This window comes from Selenomonas sp. ND2010 (assembly GCF_000702005.1).
GTDB lineage: Bacteria > Bacillota > Negativicutes > Selenomonadales > Selenomonadaceae > Selenomonas_A.
Genome location: NZ_JNKI01000027.1, coordinates 1 through 21,110, shown reverse-complemented (window position 1 = coordinate 21,110; position 21,110 = coordinate 1). Strand labels below are relative to the sequence as shown.

Here is a 21,110-nt window from a genome sequence, read left to right as displayed (position 1 = left end):
CAGGTCTTATCCTGTATGGCTCCATTGCCATAAGCTATTTACTTACAGGTGATATCTTAGCACAGCCAAAAACGTTTGTAAAGGTCTTTTTTTGTATACATGATATCTTCCTAGCGGGCATTGACGATTTGACGCTGGACACGGCTTTGCAGTTCGGCTTCAAAATCCACACTGCTCTGTCCATACACCTGGTGGAAAGCTTTTTGGGCATCGCCCAGCGTGCGAGTTGCCTCAGCCCAGCGCACCAGTGACGGCCAGCCACGACGATTCACCAGCTCCGCAGCAGCGTATTCAGCCATTACCGAAGCCGTATCATCCGAGTAGCTTTGCGAAACCTGCCGGAAGCCATCCGCTGTAGCCATCTGTGCCAGCTGTGGAACACGTCCGGCTTTGCGCAGTGAATCCAGCCAGGCTCGTTGATACTGCGACAAAGTTCCCAGCCCCTTCTCACCGAGGCGGGCTACTCCCATGAGGTACCCCGAGCCGCGCATGAGCCACTCAATGCCGCGTTCCGGCTGGCCCATACGCTGTCCCTGCATCACGCGCATCAACATGACTCCCACCGTAAAGCTCTGCTGGCGATCAGATTCGATCTGTGACGCGTTCAAAAGGACCGTGCTGCCATTTTCAATCCAAAGGCTCGAAGCTGCCAGTTCTTTCGCCTGCTCCTCAGGAATGCTGCAATAGGTCTTGACCGCTTCGGCAAGGTCCTCCTGGTTATTGGCCAGGACAATTTGATATTCGCCGTGCAGCTGCTGCCCCAGCCGTTTTTGGAACATCGTCTGCACCGCATTGGTTTCAGCCTCAAGCGAGCGAACCAAAGCCTGGCTCACCCCCTCACGCGCCTCGAAATGGAGCAGCGCCGGCTTGGTCTGTTCCTCTTTCCACCAGCGGTCAAACTGGCGCAAGAAGTCCTCGAGACTTACGCCAAAGGTGTTCTGAAAAGCCGCTTCGCCCTGCTTGACTTCCTTTAACTGCCGGAAATACTGAGCCAGTTTTTCGCCTTCGTGCCCTTTGGCTCTGGTCGTCAATAAATACCAAGTCATGAGATCTGACATCTGATAGGAATGCAAATCTTTTCCCATGAGGGCCTTTCGCTGTTCGAGGGTACTGTGCTGCAGATTTTCCGGCGAGACGACATGTGGCGCTCCCATGAGTTCGGCCTTGACATCCAAAATCCACTTCTGCATGGATTTCCCGCCAAGCCGTGCCGCCAAATCGGCCCCTACGTAATCTGCCGAACCCTCCTCAAGCCAAAACAATGCCTGTTCATCGGTATCGTTGCCATCGCTTAATTCGTACTGCACCTGATGAAAGAGCTCGTGCGCCGTGGTACTGATGCGATCGCTGCTGCTGTTCATGACACCAGCTTTGCCATTAATAGCCGTAATGGCTTTTTTGCCACCAGTCCAGCCGCCGGAAATATCGGCAATTGCCTTGGCTTCCTCTGGTGCCAGATTGAATTCCCGCTCAAGAATCTGCTGATAGTCGGCTTCAGTACCGCCCACATAGACTTTGACATTTCGCTGGAGCCGGATTCCCATCGTCTGTTCCATCGTCCGATTAAACGCATCACAGGCCTGATGGACATCCTGCATCATCGCTTCGCCAGGCTGCCCCTCCGCCATGATTTGGATTGAACCATCGCCTGACTCCTGTCCCCAAGGGAACCAGTCACTGCGTCCCATAAATCCCGCTGCTCCAGCCACGATCAGCAGCAGCAAAAAGGCGAGACATCCGAGTTTTTTCATTGCCACCACCTCACTTTTGCCAACGGCAGGTCATATATTCGAGCAAGTCCAAAATGCCAAAGAGCAACAGCCCCAGCAAACTAAGGACCACAATGCCTGCATACATCTCCAAATAATTTACCCGCAGCCACGCATCCATGATATAGTACCCCATACCATACTGTGTGCCAAAGGTTTCCGTGAAGAACAACACCGAGACAGCCGTAGCCATAGCCACACGGATGGCCGTCAAAAATTTTGGCAGTGATGCCGGAAAAATCACATGGCGGAAAAGCTGCCAAAAGGACGCACCCAGCGAATAGAGCGGATAATACGTCTCTTCGGGAATTGCCCGGATTCCATCACGCAGCGCAATGACCACCTGAAAGACGATAATCAAAAAAATCATCAAGATTTTCGACCATTCCCCCACACCTGTGAGCAGCATCAGAATTGGCAGCAGGGCAATTTTCGGAATCGGATAAGTAAGATATACCAGTGGCGCCAAAAAACGATCCGCCTGCTTGAAATACCCCATAGCCAGTCCCAACGGATAACCGATAAGCACCGCGAGCCCGAGTCCGGCAGCTATGCGCCAGAGGCTGTACGCGCTATGGATTGCAATGGCCTGTACAAACACATGGCCGAGTTTTGTCAGCACCTTATCCGGTGGCGGAATAATCGGAAGATCTACCAACAGCGCCACCGCCCACCATAACAGCAACAATAGGAGTGCTCCCAGCAAATAGGAGCGCAATACCGATTTGCCTTTCCTCATGACTGGGCCCCCATTTCTCGGATTTTTTCCCGCAGCTTCTGTCCCATGGCAAAAAACTCTGGCTTATACCGCTCTCCGGCACTGCCAGCCAACAGGTTTTCCATAATCTCCTGTACCGAACCGGGATGCGACGACATCAAGGCAATTTGCTGTCCCAAGTACAGGGCTTCTTCCACATAATGGGTCACCAGCATCGTCGTGATGTGATATTCCTGCCAAAGGTCCAAAAACACCTCCTGCATCTCTTCCCGCGTAATGGCATCGAGCGCCGAAAACGGTTCGTCCATCAGCAAAATGTCCGGGCGAAGCAAAAATGCCCGGGCGAGCCCCACGCGCTGCTGCTGACCGCCGCTTAACTCGTGCGGGAGTCGCTCCTCGAGCCCTGCTATCCCCAGCCGTCGGCAAAGCACCTTCGCCCGCGCCACGAAATCTTCGGAGTCCTCCCCTTTGATGCGGCAGCCAAGGCGAATATTTTCACCCACGGTTTTCCAGGGCAAAAGCCCATAATTCTGCGGCATAAATCCGATTTTCATTTCCTGTGGATTCACGGGACGGCCATTTATCCGCACCGTCCCCTGAACCTTACGAATCAATCCCGCCACCACCTTCATGAGTGTGGACTTGCCGCAGCCAGAAGGCCCTATAACGGCGCAGACCGTCCCTTGCGGAACGGTCAAGCTTACATCATGAAGGGCAATCTGTTTCGTTCCATCGGCATCATACCCGACAGACAAATGCTCTACTTCAATCATGTTATTGATTCTCTTACTTTCGTTAAAATTATTTTCCCAACAAATCCAGAACGATATCCTTATAGCTGTAGCTCTCAGAAATCAAGTTTTTCCCCTTGAGCCAGTTGAGGCAATCCGTCACATCGCTCTCCTTGGGCAAAGCCGCTTCGTGATACCTTGGCAATTTAAGCGCATCCTTGGCTGCCGGTGGGAAGCCTCCCTTCTCGATGACGAGATCGATATACTCCGCGCGGTCCGCCTGATTCAAATAAGCTACTGCCTTGTTATAGGCACGATACATGGCCTGGATCTCGGCCTGCTTGCCATCGGCCGCTTTGGCCGTAACCATAATGACCCCCGGATTGATTCCCAGTTCATCGGACCCCGTCACGAACTGACAGCCATTGTGAACGGCAATACTTGCCATTGGTTCTGGCAGCGTGGCCGCGGCGAGCTTGCCATTCTGGAGCATTTCCAGACGCGTGGGAATCTGCGGAATGATGACTTTGTTGATGCTGTCGCCATCCATGTTTTCCTTCGCAAGGATCTGATCCGTCACGTACTCGATAATTGTATTGCGCGATACCGATACGTCTTTGCCGGCAAGGCTCTTGACATCCTTAATGCCCGAATCCTTGCTGGCAATCAGTTTATAGCTGCCATCCGTAAACGACGTGACCTTTACATCAAAGCCACCGGATTTTGCAAAGGCAACGGCCAGCATGTCCGAAACGGCGCCATCCAGATTGCCACTCTGCAGGGCTGAATCCCGATCCATCGCGCTCTTATACTGCTGGAGATTTACTTCCAGTCCTTCTTCCTTAAAATACCCTTTTTCCTGGGCGATGATAAACGGAACCGAATCCGTATCCGGCATCAAACCAATCGTAATCGGCTGAAGCTTCTGCTTGTCACTGCCCGCTTCGTTAGAAGTGCCACAGCCGGCAATAACAGTGAGCGAAAGCAGTGCCATTAGTATTGCAACTATCTTTTTCAAAGGTTACGCCTTCTTTCTAAATTCTATGCGGCAATCAGTGGGACAGCCAGCCTTCCAAAAGACCGGCGCCGACTTTTGCGTAATGGATTGCCTGGTTGATAACACCCTTGTTCTCCTCATAGGCAGCCGCCGCTTTATCCTTTAACTGTCCGGCCTCAGTTTTCATCGCTTCGACCGAATCCAGTTTAGCGTTGACTTCATCGAGCATGCGCTGAGCATCCTCGATGGATTTCCCCACATCGGCTGCTGCCGTATCATTCTGCGCACTCTGCTGTTTGTTCTGCTCGACTTTTTGCTTGCGATCCGCTTCTTTGCCAGTCACCTTATCAATGATCTTGCCCAAAGCAGAACTCGGCGCACTGTCACCGAGCTGCTCGTTGCGTCCCTTGGCGCGGCTCGACTGCTCTTCTAACTGCCGCTGACGCTCCTGCAGTTCCTTCTTCTGCTTTTCCAGCTCAGCCCGACGAGCCTTGAGGTCCGTCTCCTGCTCGGCAATCTTCTTTTCTTTGTCCTTTATCTGTTGTTCCTGCACCTGCCGTGCATGCTGCGCCTCAGACTTATCCTGATTATAGCCGGCGATCATAAAACCGATGAGAAGCGCAGCGACAAAACCGGCCCCCATCAGCATCGCCCGCTTGCGCTTTGGCGTCAGGAATTGGCCCTTCTTTTCCTCCACAGGGGGCTTTTTGTCCTGGGGCGACAATTCGCGCACCTTGCCAGCAGCCTGACCCGCTTGGGGAAATGGCGGCTTAATTCCCAAATCGTCCCCTACGGCAGGCATCTCCTGCGTATCGGATAGTTTCGGTTTGCCCGTTTTCAGCGCCTCCATATCCTCCGGACTCATATATTGCGTCTTTTCCAGATCTTCGTTTTTCATGGTTCTTGCTCTTACTCCGTTTTCTGTTTTTCCTTTTCCTGTTGCTGGATCATAACGGCATGTTCCTTCTGCATCGTCTCGCAGAGGCGGCGCAGTGTCCACAACGTATTAAACGGCGTTACCACCGATTTGTACTGCACCTTCGACACCCCTGCCCGCCGTAACGTTCCCAGTACCTCATCCAGACGTTTGTTGCGAATGTTCTGCAGGATCATTACTTCATGAGGGAAGACAAAATCGTCATCGGCATCGGGTTTGTCCGCTGCCTTGAAGCCCTTCAGCCCCAATAAATAGCCGACCTTTTGCGTCCAATCATCCACGGGAATCACCTTTGAGACAATCCCCATGCGGCTTAGTACCTTGCGGGCCAACTGCAATTTTTCCATATCACGGAATTGATAGAATAAAACTTGTTCTTGTCGTTTCATCCAAAGTGCTCCTTCGTCAGCGGGCTAGGCCCCTCATAATCAGATACGTAACGAGTTCATCCAAGGATACCCCTTCTTCCTGCTTGCGCTCTTCCAGCGACTGGCGCAGGCTCTTGGGAAGTTTGACGGTCATCATGCCATCGACCATCGTCCCCTCTTGCGGGGCATTTTTGCCTTCTGGGTTTTGGGATGCGGCCACCTTTTTCTTCACGGCCTTCTTCTTGGGCTCCGCCTTTGCCGGCTCTAACTCCAACGCCTTAGCCTTGCTACTGTTCTTTTTCATGCTCTTAGCCGCCTTTGCCGTTTGCGTATTCTTATCCGCAACGGCAGTTTCCTTTTTCTTGGCGGCACGTTTGACCGGCTTCTTTTTTTCTTCTGGCGGATAGACCATAAACTCATTATACGCGTTCCGCAGGGTTTCGCTTGCCTGTTTGGTTCCCACCCCGATGATATAAGACGGGGTTTGAGAATTCAAAAGCTCTGCGATGCGGACAAAGTCCGAATCCGTCGTGATAATAAAGAACTTGCGAACGCCTTCCTGATATAGAAGTGCCGCGGAATCGTAAATCGCCGAATCCAGGGAATTTTTGCCTTGATAGGTACGGCTTATCTGACGAAACGTAAAACCCGGACGCCGCATGAGTTTTTCCCAGCGCTTTTGCTCCGGATGCGCCTCCCAGTCCGATACCACAATAGTCCGGCATGGCTGAAAACGCCTTGCCTTGCCTAAGGTATAGTTTAGCATCTCAAAGGGCGCATTTTCGATATCGTATAGTATTGCTACGGTTTCATTACTCGAATCGAGTGTCATACAATCCTTCTTTCGAAATATCTTGCCTCATATTTAGTCACAAATGTATGTATTCGACTTGTCCGCTAAAATTCCTGCTTCCGTTCAACCAACCGGACGGCAGGCTTTCTCAATGACACCACCGCCTACTACGGTATCCCCATCGTAGAACACCACGGACTGTCCCGGCGTCACCGCGCGCTGCGGCTCATCAAAATCAACCTGTAAGCGGCCATCCTCGCGCAACGAGAGACTTGCCATGCTTTCGTTTTTGCCATAGCGGATTTTGGCCGCATAGCGGCAAGGCTCCGTGAATTCGTCAAATGCAATCCAGTTTAGGTCGCCCGCAACCAGCCCCTCCGCATACACATCCTTGGCACCGCCGACGATGACCTGATTGTTCTTCATATCAAGCTCCGTCACATAGAGCGGCTCGGGGGCCGCAATGCCAAGGCCTTTGCGCTGACCAATCGTGTAAAGCGGCACGCCCGCATGACGGCCAAGCACGTTGCCCGCGCGGTCGACGATATTGCCCGGCTGCAGGCACGAAGGATTCTTATCGCGCAGGAAGGCTTTGTAATCATCGTGAGGTACGAAACAGATTTCCTGACTGTCCGGCTTATGGGCAACCGGCAAGTTGAACTGCTCTGCCAGCTCACGCGTATGCACCTTCGTCATACCGCCCAGCGGCAGCAGGAAATGGCGCAACGTCTTCTGATTCAGATGATAGAGCGCATAGGACTGATCCTTATGGACGTCGATGCCCTTCTTGAGCACATAACGGCCATTTTCCTCCTGCTCGATACGCGCATAATGGCCCGTAGCCAGGAACTCAGCGCCCAGCTCCAGCGTCTTATCGAGCAACAGCCCGAACTTCATATAGCGGTTGCAGGCAATGCACGGATTCGGCGTCCAACCCTTGGCGTAATCGGCCAGGAAATAATCAATGACATCCTTTTGAAACGCTTCTTTAAAGTTAACCGTATAATGCGGAATGCCGATGGTCTCGGCCACGCGGCGCGCATCGTCGACGCTTGCGAGGCTGCAGCAGCCACGGTCGTTGCAGTCAAAGTCGCGGCTCTCCTCTGACAGCCGCATCGTGATGCCGATGACATCAAAGCCCTGCTCGACGAGCAAAGCCGCTGTCAGCGAACTATCCACACCGCCGCTCATGGCCACTACTACTTTTTTCTTTTCCATTTATATCAAGCTCCTATATTCGTACTAAATATCAAGCACTAAATTCACATTCGTATCTTTAAGTATAACATATTCTTGCCCATACCCAAAGGAATCTTGTCACAAATGCCCCGCAAATGCTAAACTAAATCATGAACCAATATTTCCTTTACTTACAACAGGAGGCATCGCCATGCATGTTACCGGTATTATCGCCGAGTACAATCCATTCCATAACGGTCATCGCTATCAGCTCGAACAAATCCGTCGAGTTTATCCGGGCAGCACCATCATCGCCGTCATGAGCGGCAGCTTTGTCCAGCGCGGGGAGGCCGCCCTCCTTGACAAATGGCAGCGCGCGGAGCTTGCCATCGCAGGCGGCTGCGATCTCGTCCTCGAGCTGCCCTTTGCCTTCGCCTGCCGCAGTGCGCAGGATTTTGCCCGCGGCGGCGTGCAGCTGCTCGCAAGACTTGGCGTCATCGACACGCTCGCCTTTGGCGCCGAATGTTCATCGCTTACAACATTAACGGCGATTGCAACGGCCATCGACTCGCCCGCCGTGCAAACGCAGCTGCACGAGCGGATAAGCGCTGGCGCCTCCTATGCACAAGCGCTTACAGAACTCACTGCCACGGCCGCCGCTGCCGATGCAGCTATTTTGCACGAGCCTAACAACATTCTCGCCATCGAGTACCTGCGCGCACTGAAAAAAACGCCCGCCATCGAACCGCTGCTGATTCCCCGGTCAGGCGCCGGCTACCATAACATCAACATCGCCGCCCCCCATGCCAGCGCCTCGGCCATCCGCCAACTGCTTTCTAAAGCCGCTAAAGCATCACATGCCGCAGGCGGCAAACTGCTCCTGCCTCAGCTCACTGCCTGCGACAGTAAAGCCTTGCAAGAAGCCCTGCCAGCCGCAGGCTTTGCCGCCATCCGTCAGCTCAACGCTTCCGAACTGCCAAATCTCGACCGCCTGCTCGTACCACTGCAAGCCCTTATGCTGCGCACGGACAACACAGCATTGCAAGAAATCGCCGGCATCAACGAAGGCCTTGAAAACCGCTTGCGCGACTGCCTGCAAACAACCAGAACCTACAACGAAGTCTTGACTGCCGCCACGACCAAACGCTATCCCAAAAGCCGCATCGCCCGCACGCTTATCCACCTGCTGCTCGGCCTCACGCAAACACAACTGGCATCCATGGACGACGCAGGCCCGCTCTACGCCCGCGTCCTCGCCTGCGGCCCACGCGGCCGCGACTTGCTCAAGCGCATAAAAAAAGCGGAAACACTTCCGCTCATCACCAAAACCAGCGCCTTCTTGACGAGCTCCCAACGCGTCCAAGGCCCAGCCGCCTTATCCCCCTTGCAGCAGCAGCTCGCCCTCGACACCATGGCCACCGACCTGCGCCAGCTGATTACACCGCAAACAGACAGGAAGCGCAACGACTTCCAACAGTCCCCACGCTTTTTCGACTAGAACACAATTGCTTTTTGTCAACAACATCCGCATCTACATACACCCAAAAAGCTGGAGCTTGACTTGTCAATTTGACCGGTCAAACTCCAGTTTTTAGATTAACGTAATTCGTTATTGCTCTATAGCATGCAATGTGAAATTGTTTCTACCACTAAATCAACGTTTCATATTTATGGCAGTCTCTATCAATTCGTCTCCCACCGTTATGGTTTTAGCATTTGACTGAAAACCACGCTGGGTTACAATCATATCCGCAAATTCATTTGCCAAATCTGCATTCGACATCTCCAGAGCTCCTGGTGTCAGGACAGTCCCAAACTCGCCTACTTTAATTGTTAGCGGCGTACCTGAGTTGGCAGTTTCCTGATAAAGGCTCGTACCCGTCTTAAAAAGGCCTGCTGAATTGCTAAAATGTGCCAATGCCACTTGTGCCTCAACTCGGCGTATACCATTCGTGTATATACCTGTGATTACGCCCGAAGTATCAATTTGAATGTCTTTGAGTGTCCCCCCAATACCACCGTTGCTTGTAGATTTAACAGTGATTTCACTAGGATATTGGGTCAGCTTAGTAAAATCAACAGTTACGTTTTGCCCTCCCAACGTCAAGGTTCCAGTAGTATCGATGTCAGAATTTGTCACCATATTGCCATTTTCATCAAATTGAATTTCAGCTACAGGAAATGAAACCGTTGTTGTTTTACCATTGGCATCGGTAACCTCCGTTGTAACAGTTTGACCTTTCGTTACAGCAGTAGCTGGTGATATAGACACCAACCACTTGTTGTCAGAATTTCCACTATCCTCGCGAATGAAATATAAGGGAACTGTATAAGCTACTCCCGAACTGTCATATACAGTAGTGGTTGTCTCTACAGGCATTGAATTACCAACTGTATAAGTGCCGTCAGTTTTCACAACTGTTGTGCCATCGCTAAAAGTAAGGGTTACCGGTTTTGCCTCACTAGCGGTTGCTGTTGTCATCTGAATTTTTTCAAGATTTTCCTCTAAAGGCGAGTTAAGAGTAAACGTAATATCGTTTGTTCCATCCGTTATGGTAATTGTATTGCTTCCAGTTGTAGCCCCACCAGTTTTTAGATTCCATTTCTTTAATAAATCCATGTCCTTATCCATACCAAGGGCTGTATATTCTTTTCCATCAATCTTCAAGATAACGGGATAGTCAGCAGTAACGCTACCTTTAGTAAGGACATATAACGTTCCAAAATCTACATCTGTACCTTTTGGAATTTCAAATTGAGCTGCTGGAGAGAGTGTTACTGTCGCTACCTTACCACCTGAATCTACAATTTGGGCTATAGTTGCACCGAGTGCAACATCTTCTTTAAAGCTCCATGTTTTCCCATTGACAGGTATACCTTTTATACCGACCTCCTTTCCGCCCCATCCAACAGTCAATGGTTCATCCACATCGACACTAACTCCCGTTATCGTAGGCATATCAGCATTCAAGTTATCAATGTACGTCACGAGAGACGTTGCATCCACCAGTGGTTGCCCTATGGAAACTTTAATATCCCCTATTGCTGAAGTTGTAGTAATCACGCCGTTGTTTGCCATCCACCCTTGCACAAAATGCCCACTCCCCGGCAATACATAGTTTCCTGCCGCATCAAAATCGAAAGCACCATCACGAGTGTAATAAGTTTCATTGCCTCCCCTTACTACAAACAAACCATCTCCCGAAAGGCAAAGGTCCGTATTTTTACCAGTCACCATAGGAGCACCATCTTTAAAAATAAGGTCTGTACTAGCTATTTGGGTTCCCAAACCAATCTGAGTCGGGTTCGTACTTCCAACGGCTCCGTTAGCTGCAGAGGCTCCTTTTATATTTTGTGATAGGATATCGGCAAATGTAGTGCGGGTCGACTTGTAACCTACTGTATTGACATTAGCAATGTTATTACCCACAGTATCCATCTTGCTTTGATGGTTTTTTAGCCCTGAAGCCCCTGTATACAACGAACGAATCATAATCTTTCCTCCCCAACCACGTTACCTCTATGCATCCTTCTCTTAACAATCACTCTGCTTCTGTCCATAGACGTAAACAATATTAAGGTATGATTTACCCTATGGGATCCTCGCTTTGCATAAAAACAACGACATTCTTATTGTTTCATTTCGGCTTTTTTCCCTATTTTCCTGCAAAATTATGGAGTTGATCAGTCAATTCCAAGGAAAAAATCCACCAGCAAAGTAATAGCAGGCGGCTGACATTTGACTTGTCAACCGCCTGCTTGGTAGTTTCTTGTTAGGCTGTCTGCGCCTTCATATGCTCCTGGATTCGTTCCAAAGGCAAATCCACCGACTCGCTAATATCTTCTGCTGTAAATTTTCCTTTGGCGATCATGCGCCGCGCACTGGCCAGTTTTTCGGCTTCCTGCCCCTGCTTACGGCCCTTATCTAAGCCCTTCTCGATTCCTTTCTTTTCAATGCCTTTGGGCAGTAGAAATCCAATGGAGTACTTTTTTGCCAAGCTTAGATGCTGATAACTACTCTGGAACCTCTTCCACCGCTCCGCGGTCCCCCTTCCACAGAGGGGAAGGCTTTTCATGCTTTACGCCAAAACAAATTACCTGCCATGAGCAGTCACTCCGTCTACGAAGAACGGAAACAGGAAAAGTACTCCCCCATGAACCTCGAGTTGCATACTATCGGGATTCTTTTCCGTATAAACTGACAGACTCCCCGTAATCTTACCTCTCCGCATACCCTTGCGCATCGCAGTAGACAGCGATTGCCTGCGGTACTGTCTCGATGGTCAGCGGCAGCATAGGGCCGATTTCGCCATCGAGGTCACTCTGCAAAGGTTCTGTCGATTCAATGCGGAAGTTTTCTGCCTGAATGTGCAGTACCTTATCTTTCTCCGATACCGGCTTGCCGGCAATGAGGTCTGCCGTTACAGCCATCAGCGACGGGATGCCGCATTTGCGAATAGCCAGCAAATCGAGCTTGCCATCGGTAACCGAAACATCTTTGGCCACATTTTTCATGCTGCCAACGACGGCACTGTTGATGACGACAAACAGGAAAGCCTCGAGTTCATGCAGCACGCCATCCGCTTCGATTTTAAGCGGAACGGCATGGAATTTCGGAATCTCGCCCAAACCTTTGATATAGTAGGCCATCTTGCCCATGGCATTCTTGAGGCGCGCATCTACCTCATGCGCGATGCCTGTCATCATGCCAGCGCTGGCGACGTTGATGAAATAATCCTCGCCGATCTTGCCCAAATCCATACGGCAGAACTTGCCGCTTGCGATGATATCAAAATATCGTTCCATATCCTCATTGATTTTGAGATAAGTGGCAAAATCGTTAGACGTTCCACTGCCAATGATGCCCAGTGGCAGGTCAATACCATTTTTCACCATCAAATTAACGCACTCATGAACCGTTCCATCGCCGCCTGCAGCCAGCACCCCTTCTGGCTGAGTCTCACGAACAAAATCGACAAAATCCTCATTGCCTTCTTTTTTCGTTCGATACAAGAGCAGCAGGATATTGCGACGCTGAAATGCCTCAATCATGCTGTCGAGTTTATTCTTGAAGGCTGCATGCCCGGATACCGGATTATAGAAAAGGACCAGCTTTTTCAATGTTTCTCCTCCTATAAAAAACGAGCAGGTTGATGCTGCTCGTTTGTTTCTTCGAATCAATTTGCCGTCGTCTTAAAGACACCGATACGGCGCAGGAACTTGATGCCAATGCGGCCAAGCATCGGCATGCGTTCGAGGTCGTCTTCGCGCAAACCACCAATCAGCAGCATGACCGCGATGTATACCGCACAGCCAAAGAACACCGCACCGAAGGTCGAGATGACCCCAATCTGCCACCAAGCCATCGTCCAGTCGTAGAAGAAGTAAACCGCTGCCGCCATAACCGCCGACGCAATGATGGTCTTTAAGAGCTGCGGAATTTCCATGCGATAGCCAATGAATTTGTAGATAAAAATCAGGTTGATAATGGCGGCAACACCCATATCCGCTGCCGTTGCCCAGGCAGCACCCATGATGCCGAGCCAAGGAATTGCCGTGAGCTCCCAGTTCAGGACGACTTTAGCCACAGCCGCGAGAATCATATTGACCATCGGAATCGTCGGATGGCCGAGGCCCTGCAGGATACCTGTCGATACCTGATGCAGGCCCAAAAGAATGATGCTGACGGCCGAAATCATGACGGCCGGGCCAGCCCCTGGGGCATTGTAGATAAGCGACGAAATCGGCGTCGCCAACACGAATACGATGACAAAAGCCGGGAAGCAGACGAAGTTCGAAATGCGGACCGAGGCGGCCGTCTGATTATAGACGCGTTTCATATCTTTCAGCGCCCGCGCCTCCGAAATGGCTGGTACGATGCTCATGGCCATCGACGCCGTGATGATGCACGAAAGATTGACGAGTGGCACCGCCATACCCGTAAGATACCCGAACAGCTCCGTCGCTTCGTTGACGCTGTAGCCTGCCACTTCCAAACGCTGCGGCACAATCATAAGGTCAAGGTTCGAGACAACCGGCAGCATAATGCTGGCCGCCGATACCGGCAGGGACAGCTTGAAGATACGCTTGATAATCTGCCAAGCTGGCTCACTTTCCTTTCCGGGCAGCGGCTGCAAATCATTGCCATAGTCGCGCTCGATATCGCGATCGAGCTTCCAATGGAAATAGACGAGCACCATAAGGCCCGTCACCGCACCGGCCAAAGCGCCGAGCGACGCACCAGCTGATGCGTAGTCAAGGCCCCAGGGCAAGAGGAGCTCCGCCAACAGAATCATCGTGATGACGCGGAAAATCTGCTCGACGATCTGCGAAACCGCTGTCGGCGTCATACGCTGCCACCCCTGCAGATAGCCGCGGGAACTGGCGAGCAGCGTGACGAAGAATACCGTCGGCGCCAATACCACAATCGACTTATAGGCGCGTGGATCGCGCACGAACTGCCAATCGATGAGCCAATCGGCCGCAAAATAAGTCAAAAACGAGAATACCAACCCCGTCACCAGCATCAACGCCATCGATATGTGGAACACACGCCTTGCCCCAAAGATATCCTTGAGGGCCACCTTCTCAGCCGTGATGATGGAAATAGCCACGGGCACACCAGCCTGTGACACCGTCATGGCAAAGAAATAAATGGGAAAAGCCATCTGGTAAAGACCGATACCTTCACCACCGAGGATTCGGGACACAAAAATCCAGTTCAAGGAACCGATGACTTTGACGACAAAGCCAGCCACCGTCAGGATGAACGTCCCCTTGAGGAACGATTCGCCCTTGCTGGATTTCTTTTCTTCTTTTACTTCCTGGTTACTAATTGGAAACACCGCCTATGTACAAAGGCATACTGCACGTTGGCAGCATGCCCGTTTTGCAAAATTTCACCAATATCGTTATAATATTGGTACGTAACATATGAATTATATCATTTATAGCTTGTACATGCCACATTTTTTTATGGCACTAGCCGAAAACGGCAAGGAGCAATCATGAATCACAACCTGCTTGAATTCGATATGACCGTAGGACGCCAAAAACCAGAAACCATCGTCCACACCGATCATTACTGTCCATTCTGCGACCGCGAACACTTGGAAAACATCATCGACCGCAACGGTTCTCTCCTGCTGCTCCGCAACAAATACAACGTACTAAAGGGCACCGATCAATTCGTACTGATTGAAGGCGATGCCTGCCACAGCGATATGCCCGAATACCCGACCGAGCACATGCGAAAACTCATTCACTTTGGCGTTCATCATTGGCAGAGGCTTCTCCACTGCGGCAAATATGAAGAGGTTCTCTTCTTCAAAAACTTCGGTCCTCTGTCGGGGGGCACGATTCGCCATCCGCACATGCAGCTCATTGGCCTTTCCCACCTGTCCGAAACGATTGCGGTTCACCCCGAGGAATTTGACGGCCCGGTTATCTACGCAAAAAACAACGTAACCATGACGGTTTCAGACCAACCGCGCATCGGCTTTTGGGAGTTCAACCTGATTGTCCATGAACCTACCGCCAGCGCCATCGATACACTGGCCGATTACCTGCAAATCGGCACCGACTATCTCTCCCACCACTTCCATAAACGCTGCAACAGCTATAACCTATTCTTTTATCATCGCGAAAAAAAGATCTATGTCAAGCTGATGCCACGTTTCGCCACCCCACCAGTATTTGTTGGCTATGGCCTGCGCGTGCGCCCTTCCAACTACGAAGCGATTGTCGAAGAATTTCATAAATTATACGGGAACTAAAAAGGTTCCAGCCACTTGCTCATGCCAGCGGCTGGAACTTTTTTATCGAAACGATAAATCGCTTATTATGCTTCTTTCTTGTCAAACGGAACATGGTTGAGCACGAGATCCGGATTGTTATCCGTAATCCAGCCGATAGCCCACTCGTTGTTGAGCAGGAGTACCGGATTTTGGTTGCGGTCATAGACGAACATGCCGCGGTCCGCGCCCTTGAGCTCCGACGGCGTCACTTCGCGGCCATCTTCGAAGGCCATCCAGCGGGCGACCTCGAAGGGCTGCATATTCATCTCGATATCGACGTTGTACTCGTTCTTGAGGCGGTACTCGAGCACCTCGAACTGCAGCGTGCCGACCGTGCCGACGATATAGGACTCCGTACCGGCACCAGCCTGCTGGAAGAGCTGGATAGCTCCCTCCTGCGTGAGCTGCTCGATACCCTTGACGAACTGCTTGCGCTTCATGGTATCCTTCGCCTGGACGCGGGCGAATTTTTCTGGCGGGAATACCGGGAAATCCGCATACTTGAACTTATGGCTGGCATCGCAGACCGTGTCACCGATGCCAAAGACGCCTGGATCGAACAGGCCGATGATGTCGCCCGGATAAGCCGTATCGACAATCTGACGGTCCTGGGCGAGGAACTGCTGCGGCTGCGCCAGTTTTAACATCTTGCCCGTGCGCTCATGCCAGACTTCCATATTGCGCTCGAATTTACCCGAGCAGATACGGATGAAGGCCAAGCGGTCGCGATGCGCCGGGTTCATGTTGGCCTGAATCTTGAAGACAAAGCCCGAGAACTTCTCATCGCTGGCTGGAATCATGCCTTCCGAGGACTTGCGCGGCTGCGGAATCGGCGCCATGCGGATATAGCCCTCGAGGAAGTCCTGCACACCGAAGTTCGTCATGGCCGAACCAAAGAACATCGGCGTGAGTTCACCAGCGTTGACGAGTTCCATGTCAAATTCTTCGCCAGCCTCATTCAAGAGCTCCAAGTCTTCCTGCAGGGCCTCCCAGACATCTTCACCGACACGCTCGATGACAGCCGGATCATCCGGCTCATAGACATCAGCAATGCGCGCTTCCTGACCATGGGTCGTATCTTCCGCAAACAGCAGCACTTTGTCGTTGCGGCGGTCATAGACGCCCATGTACTGCCCATCCTGACCGATTGGCCAATTCATCGGATACGAGCGGATGCCCAGCACGTTTTCAATTTCGTCCATGAGGTCGATTGGCGCCTTGCCATAGTGGTCGAGCTTGTTGACGAAGGTAAAAATCGGAATGTTGCGCTGTTTGCAGACCTTGAACAGTTTCTTCGTCTGCGCCTCGACGCCCTTGGCGACGTCGATGACCATGACGGCACTGTCGACAGCCATCAGCGTGCGATACGTATCCTCGGAGAAGTCCTGATGACCCGGTGTATCAAGTATGTTAATGCGGCAGCCATCGTAGTCGAACTGCAGCACCGACGAAGTGACCGAGATACCACGCTGTTTCTCGATTTCCATCCAGTCGGATACCGCATGGCGCTGAGTCTTGCGGCTCTTGATGGAACCAGCCAGATGGATGGCACCACCGTAGAGCAGGAGTTTCTCCGTAAGCGTCGTCTTACCAGCATCCGGGTGGGAGATAATGGCAAAGGTACGGCGCTTTTCTATTTCTTTATTGAGTTCTTCACTTAATGCTGACAAAGTAAATCCTCCAATTGTCATATATTTTTGATACCAACACATTATTCGCTGCTAAAGGGTTTCCCCCTTACAAACTCACGTACCAACCATTTTACCATAAAAAACAAAAATTGGCACGAGACTTTTTCCGCACTGCCTTGCTCCTACTATCCCCTAACGTCACCCTCACAACAGCCAGCAACATAATTGCAGGACTGCCCCAACCACAATAGCATATATAATTACTTGTCAGCAAACATATTTGTAATCAGAGGAATATAATATATTACAATAAATACCAATACAATAGCAATCGGTATTCTGATATCCATCTTGAGAGCGCGCCGATGATAATTCCACTTCATGGATGAATCCGTATACAATGGATATCCATCGCCATCCTTAAAAGTCTCATTAGCTATCGTATAAAAATCATAAATTGTCCCCCCCCCCCCAAAACCTAAAGTAAATAGATAGATAGCTCCTGAAACCATACGGCCAACATAAAGGCGCTGCAATCCAGCAAATCCACAAAAGCCCAAAAATGTTAACAGCAATGCAACATTTCTATTTTTTGAGGAAACATAATATTGTTTCGTCCGTTGAATCTCGACTTTTTGCGGTAGTATTCGTGTCATTTCCCCTGCGGACAACACCTCTGCTCCACAATTAGGGCAAAACGAACCACCTTCAGGAATCTCCTCCGCACATTTTCTACAATACATAATTCCACATCCTTACAATCGATTCAAATAGTAGTCCAACTAAACCAAATCCAAACAACAATCCAGAAAGAATCCTTTTGGTATTATTTGACTCATACGCAGTTAGTAATTGAATACTGCCATCCATAATCAAGGGGATAAGCAACAAAAAGTTATACGCCAAAGAAAGAATAAAATTATCTGCTACCATGATGATAGCTATTAGCTCTCCTAGCAATATCCCCGTACAACGCGCACAAAGTGGTAATTGATAACTACCTATAAAAAAACTACGATTCGGTAATTGATGGCATCCCCAATATTTGCGAAAAAGAGCCATCGATTTCGACCATAGCTTTATTTTGCTTTCTTCTCTCATAACCGGAATTTTTTCCCACACCGTTTACAAACCCATAACGTGTCTGTTTCTGTTTCTCCAGCACCATCCATACCACAAAGGGCCCCGAGCATTCCCATAAAAGGCGAACAAATGCCACAACACAAACAACCTGATAAAAATCCTAAAGTACCATATCCACAAACTTTATTGCCATCAACGCCAGTACCACGAACTTCGGAAATAACTTGCAAATCATGTGAACCACAATTTACACACCTTATCCCTTGATAGCCATCATCTACTGTTGCCACTTGATTAATTACAGCATCCGTCTTTGCTCGACAATACTGACAATATACAGAATCATCTGGTATTATCTTCCCACAATGTTTACATTGCATGTCTCTTCCCCACTTTCTCCCAAACAAATCCTAATTCTACGCATTGAATCGCCGATTTGTCAATTAGCGAATACTATCAAATTTAATAGCACGTTTTTCATTATACAATTTAACCGTATAGTAATCAAATAAAGCCATATCACGAATTGCGTGGCAAAAGGAGCCAGCCATTGGCACAGGACTCGCCCAAACACATTTTGGCCAATATGCTACTATCTTTTTATTCCGTTTGCTTATCCCGCTAATCTATCCATTCTTACAAGGACTATTATCATCGCAATAATTAATTTCTTGTCGTATAATAGAGAGTAATGAACACAATGGAGGTGTCCACATGGAAATCAAAAAATCCGCCTGCCCCTACGACTGCCCTGACTGCTGCGGACTGCTCGTCTATACCGAGGACGATAAGGTCGTCCAAGTGAAGGGCGATCCCAGCCACAGTTATACGCGCGGTACGCTTTGCCCCAAGATGGCCCACTACGAACGCACGGTGCACGCCCCTGAGCGGCTTACGACACCGCTCAAGCGCATTGGCCCCAAGGGAAGTGGCCGCTTTGCACCGATTAGCTGGGAGGCGGCAATCGCAGCCATTGCTGATCAATGGAAAACCATCATCCGTCAGTATGGTGCCGAGGCCATCCTGCCCTACTCCTATGCCGGCACCATGGGCACCATCCAGTACAGCGCCGGCCACAGCTTTTTCTATCAGCTCGGTGCGACGAGCCTTGACCGCACCATCTGTGCGCCAGCTAAAGCCCGCGGCTATCGCGATGTCATGGGCGGCACGCTGCCCACCGCACCACAGGAAGCAGGAAATAGCGACCTCATCCTTCTTTGGAGCATCAGCATGCTCGCCACCGACATTCACTTCCGCCACGACGTCGACCTTGCGCGCCAGAACGGCGCGCAAGTCTGGTGCATCGATACCTACGAAACACCGACGGCCCGCTACGCCGACCACTTCACAAGCATTAAGCCCGGCACCGATGGCGCACTGGCCCTCGGAATCATGCATATCTTAAACCGCGATGATCATATCGACAAAACGTTTATCCAGCAATACGTTATGGGCTGGGAAGAACTGCGTGACACTGTCCTGCCCCGCTATACGCCAGCTAATGTGGCGGCGATTACCGAAGTGCCCGCGGATAAAATCGAAGCACTTGCCAAGGCTTTCGGCCGCGCCCGCGCGCCGTTTATCCGCCTGGGCAGCGGCCAATCGCGCTACGGCAACGGTGCGATGACCTCGCGGCTCATCACCTGCCTGCCCGCCATCGTCGGCGCCTATGCCCATGTTGGCGGCGGCCTTTTGACCTCGGCTTCGGGCAGTCATGCTTTTGACAAGAACATCATCCGCCGCCCGGAAAAAGAAAAAGCTGGCGTCCGCCATATCAATATGATAAAACTCGGCCAGGTGCTCACTGATGAAACGCTTGCACCGCCCATCAAGAGCCTCTACGTCTATTCATCAAATCCCGCCTGCACAGCTCCCGAGCAGGCACTTGTCGCACAAGGACTATCGCGCGACGACCTCTTTACTGTCGTTCACGAGCGCTTTATGACCGACACTGCTCGCTATGCCGACATCATCCTGCCCGCGACGACTTCGCTTGAACACGACGACATCTACTATTCTTACGGACACTATACCGTCCAACGCGGCAACGCCGCTATTCTGCCAATTGGCCAAAGCAAATCCAACTGGCAGGTCTTTTCGCTGCTGGCCAAGGCCATGAACATCGACGATGAATTTTTCCAGCAGAGCGAAACGAACTTGATTGAAAAATTTATCGCCAGCACCGACACCGCCTGGCCACTGCCTGTCGACAAAGCGAAACTAGCAAGCGGCGAAACAGTCGACCTGCCGCTGCCCGAAAATTACAAACTCGATTTTAAAACGCCGTCGGGCAAAATCGAAATCAAAAATTCCGCTATCGAGCCAGCCCTGCCCGACTACCGTCCGCCCCATTATGCCAACGACACCGAAACATTCCTGCTCATCAATTCGCCTGACCCGCGCATCCTTGACAGTTCCTTCAACGAGCGCCCCGAGCTCACGCGCGGCCACATCATGGAGCTTATGATGCACCCCGACGATGCCAACCGCCTGGGACTTTGCGAGGGCGATATAGTAGCAGCCAGCAACACGCAGGGCCGTGCGCAGTTTACGCTTACCCTATCGACGCGCACCCAGCCGGGCCGTGTCGTCAGCGAAGGCGTCTGGTGGAACACGCTGACCACAACCGGCAACACCAACCAGCTGACCCACGCGCGCACCACCGACAAGGATGCGGGCAGCACCTTCTACGATGTCAAAGTCAATATCACAAAATTGACCGGTCAAATCTGACATGTCAGCATTTGACAAGTCAAATTTGACCAGTCAAAAAAGGGCTGTTGCATGAGTGAGAAATCACTGATATGCTCCCCCTATGAGAGACAGTAAAAAATAAAACTGTCATCATAGGGGGATTTTTCTATGCCAAACAAGCAGAAAGTCGCAATGGAAGAAAAAGTAGAATATGTACGAGCTTATCTGCGCGGAGAAATTACTCAAGGTAGGATTAGCAAAGCAGCAGGAGTAAGCCTGGCCTCAGTACAAGTGTGGATTAAACGCTACAAAGCAGAAAGTGTTGACGGATTTTATACTGGCAATGGCAACAAAGTTTATGCACCAGAAACAAAGACGATGGCTGTCCTAGATTATTTGAGCGGTAAAGGCAGT

General features: G+C 50.8%; 20 protein-coding genes. 4 read left to right on the top strand and 16 right to left on the bottom strand.

All coding sequences use genetic code 11. The annotated features are described in order from the left end of the window. Positions 1–110: 110 nt before the first annotated feature. The 8 genes from T504_RS0109935 to mnmA all read right to left on the bottom strand — a co-directional run bounded on the left by T504_RS0109935 (position 111) and on the right by mnmA (position 7,531). A complete protein-coding gene (locus T504_RS0109935; RefSeq protein WP_033170927.1) occupies positions 111–1,751 on the bottom strand; it encodes a hypothetical protein in 1,641 nt (546 codons plus the stop codon). A gap of 10 nt (positions 1,752–1,761) precedes the next feature. Continuing rightward, on the bottom strand, positions 1,762–2,508 hold the full coding sequence (locus T504_RS0109930) for an ABC transporter permease (protein WP_033170926.1): 747 nt from the start codon (positions 2,506–2,508) through the stop codon (positions 1,762–1,764). Next, positions 2,505–3,260, bottom strand: coding sequence for an ABC transporter ATP-binding protein (locus tag T504_RS0109925; protein ID WP_033170925.1), 756 nt, complete (start codon positions 3,258–3,260; stop codon positions 2,505–2,507). The genes T504_RS0109930 and T504_RS0109925 overlap by 4 nt, the downstream gene beginning before the upstream one ends. A 28-nt stretch (positions 3,261–3,288) precedes the next feature. Then, positions 3,289–4,236 (bottom strand): ABC transporter substrate-binding protein, encoded by a 948-nt coding sequence (locus T504_RS0109920; protein WP_033170924.1) that lies wholly within the window; start codon positions 4,234–4,236, stop codon positions 3,289–3,291. Between the two features lie 34 nt (positions 4,237–4,270). Next, positions 4,271–5,113, bottom strand: coding sequence for a hypothetical protein (locus T504_RS0109915; protein ID WP_033170923.1), 843 nt, complete (start codon positions 5,111–5,113; stop codon positions 4,271–4,273). Positions 5,114–5,124: 11 nt separating this feature from the next. Further along, on the bottom strand, positions 5,125–5,541 hold the full coding sequence (locus tag T504_RS0109910; protein WP_033170922.1) for a DUF3783 domain-containing protein: 417 nt from the start codon (positions 5,539–5,541) through the stop codon (positions 5,125–5,127). Between the two features lie 16 nt (positions 5,542–5,557). After that, positions 5,558–6,352, bottom strand: a complete 795-nt coding sequence (locus T504_RS0109905) for an NYN domain-containing protein (protein ID WP_033170921.1) — start codon at positions 6,350–6,352, stop codon at positions 5,558–5,560. Positions 6,353–6,436: 84 nt separating this feature from the next. Beyond that, complete coding sequence (gene mnmA, locus T504_RS0109900) at positions 6,437–7,531, bottom strand: tRNA 2-thiouridine(34) synthase MnmA (RefSeq protein WP_033170920.1); 1,095 nt, start codon at positions 7,529–7,531, stop codon at positions 6,437–6,439. Positions 7,532–7,703: 172 nt separating this feature from the next. Here mnmA and T504_RS0109895 point away from each other — a divergent pair, with 172 nt between their 5' ends. Further along, complete coding sequence (locus tag T504_RS0109895; protein ID WP_033170919.1) at positions 7,704–8,990, top strand: tRNA(Met) cytidine acetate ligase; 1,287 nt, start codon at positions 7,704–7,706, stop codon at positions 8,988–8,990. A 156-nt stretch (positions 8,991–9,146) separates the two neighbouring features. Here T504_RS0109895 and T504_RS13655 read toward each other — a convergent pair whose 3' ends face one another. From T504_RS13655 to T504_RS0109870, 4 genes are all read right to left on the bottom strand, one after another. Continuing rightward, entirely contained in the window at positions 9,147–10,985 is a 1,839-nt protein-coding gene (locus T504_RS13655; RefSeq protein ID WP_037373206.1) for a flagellar hook protein FlgE, read from the bottom strand. A gap of 280 nt (positions 10,986–11,265) precedes the next feature. Continuing rightward, entirely contained in the window at positions 11,266–11,490 is a 225-nt protein-coding gene (locus tag T504_RS0109880; RefSeq protein WP_033170918.1) for a hypothetical protein, read from the bottom strand. A 220-nt stretch (positions 11,491–11,710) separates the two neighbouring features. Beyond that, entirely contained in the window at positions 11,711–12,613 is a 903-nt protein-coding gene (locus T504_RS0109875; protein WP_033170917.1) for a diacylglycerol/lipid kinase family protein, read from the bottom strand. A gap of 56 nt (positions 12,614–12,669) precedes the next feature. Next, positions 12,670–14,337 (bottom strand): putative polysaccharide biosynthesis protein, encoded by a 1,668-nt coding sequence (locus T504_RS0109870; RefSeq protein ID WP_033170916.1) that lies wholly within the window; start codon positions 14,335–14,337, stop codon positions 12,670–12,672. 162 nt (positions 14,338–14,499) lie between these two features. Between T504_RS0109870 and T504_RS0109865 the strand changes: the two genes are divergently transcribed. Further along, positions 14,500–15,267, top strand: coding sequence for a DUF4931 domain-containing protein (locus T504_RS0109865; RefSeq protein WP_033170915.1), 768 nt, complete (start codon positions 14,500–14,502; stop codon positions 15,265–15,267). A gap of 65 nt (positions 15,268–15,332) precedes the next feature. Here T504_RS0109865 and T504_RS0109860 read toward each other — a convergent pair whose 3' ends face one another. From T504_RS0109860 to T504_RS14255, 4 genes are all read right to left on the bottom strand, one after another. Further along, a complete protein-coding gene (locus T504_RS0109860; RefSeq protein ID WP_033170914.1) occupies positions 15,333–16,958 on the bottom strand; it encodes a peptide chain release factor 3 in 1,626 nt (541 codons plus the stop codon). A gap of 221 nt (positions 16,959–17,179) precedes the next feature. After that, positions 17,180–17,662 (bottom strand): zinc ribbon domain-containing protein, encoded by a 483-nt coding sequence (locus tag T504_RS13945; protein WP_051635322.1) that lies wholly within the window; start codon positions 17,660–17,662, stop codon positions 17,180–17,182. Next, positions 17,652–18,020, bottom strand: a complete 369-nt coding sequence (locus T504_RS14260; RefSeq protein WP_081342246.1) for a DUF2085 domain-containing protein — start codon at positions 18,018–18,020, stop codon at positions 17,652–17,654. Before T504_RS14260 ends, T504_RS13945 begins: the two co-directional genes overlap by 11 nt. Then, a complete protein-coding gene (locus T504_RS14255; RefSeq protein ID WP_072022731.1) occupies positions 18,017–18,382 on the bottom strand; it encodes a zinc ribbon domain-containing protein in 366 nt (121 codons plus the stop codon). The genes T504_RS14260 and T504_RS14255 overlap by 4 nt, the downstream gene beginning before the upstream one ends. Positions 18,383–18,716: 334 nt before the next feature. Between T504_RS14255 and T504_RS0109845 the strand changes: the two genes are divergently transcribed. Together T504_RS0109845 and T504_RS0109840 are read left to right on the top strand one after the other, a co-directional pair. Then, positions 18,717–20,735: a molybdopterin-dependent oxidoreductase gene (locus tag T504_RS0109845; protein WP_033170913.1), complete on the top strand. Its 2,019-nt coding sequence runs from the start codon at positions 18,717–18,719 to the stop codon at positions 20,733–20,735. Between the two features lie 129 nt (positions 20,736–20,864). Then, the coding region (locus T504_RS0109840; RefSeq protein ID WP_033170912.1) for a helix-turn-helix domain-containing protein at positions 20,865–21,110 on the top strand (246 nt) is incomplete at its 3' end.

Coding starts and splice junctions, on each gene's coding strand:
- T504_RS0109935 (WP_033170927.1), bottom strand. CDS start 1,751: ATGAAAAAACTCGGATGTCTCGCCTTTTTGCTGCTGCTGATCGTGGCT.
- T504_RS0109930 (WP_033170926.1), bottom strand. CDS start 2,508: ATGAGGAAAGGCAAATCGGTATTGCGCTCCTATTTGCTGGGAGCACTC.
- T504_RS0109925 (WP_033170925.1), bottom strand. CDS start 3,260: ATGATTGAAGTAGAGCATTTGTCTGTCGGGTATGATGCCGATGGAACG.
- T504_RS0109915 (WP_033170923.1), bottom strand. CDS start 5,113: ATGAAAAACGAAGATCTGGAAAAGACGCAATATATGAGTCCGGAGGAT.
- T504_RS0109910 (WP_033170922.1), bottom strand. CDS start 5,541: ATGAAACGACAAGAACAAGTTTTATTCTATCAATTCCGTGATATGGAA.
- T504_RS0109905 (WP_033170921.1), bottom strand. CDS start 6,352: ATGACACTCGATTCGAGTAATGAAACCGTAGCAATACTATACGATATC.
- mnmA (WP_033170920.1), bottom strand. CDS start 7,531: ATGGAAAAGAAAAAAGTAGTAGTGGCCATGAGCGGCGGTGTGGATAGT.
- T504_RS0109895 (WP_033170919.1), top strand. CDS start 7,704: ATGCATGTTACCGGTATTATCGCCGAGTACAATCCATTCCATAACGGT.
- T504_RS13655 (WP_037373206.1), bottom strand. CDS start 10,985: ATGATTCGTTCGTTGTATACAGGGGCTTCAGGGCTAAAAAACCATCAA.
- T504_RS0109865 (WP_033170915.1), top strand. CDS start 14,500: ATGAATCACAACCTGCTTGAATTCGATATGACCGTAGGACGCCAAAAA.
- T504_RS13945 (WP_051635322.1), bottom strand. CDS start 17,662: ATGTATTGTAGAAAATGTGCGGAGGAGATTCCTGAAGGTGGTTCGTTT.
- T504_RS14260 (WP_081342246.1), bottom strand. CDS start 18,020: ATGAGAGAAGAAAGCAAAATAAAGCTATGGTCGAAATCGATGGCTCTT.
- T504_RS14255 (WP_072022731.1), bottom strand. CDS start 18,382: ATGCAATGTAAACATTGTGGGAAGATAATACCAGATGATTCTGTATAT.
- T504_RS0109845 (WP_033170913.1), top strand. CDS start 18,717: ATGGAAATCAAAAAATCCGCCTGCCCCTACGACTGCCCTGACTGCTGC.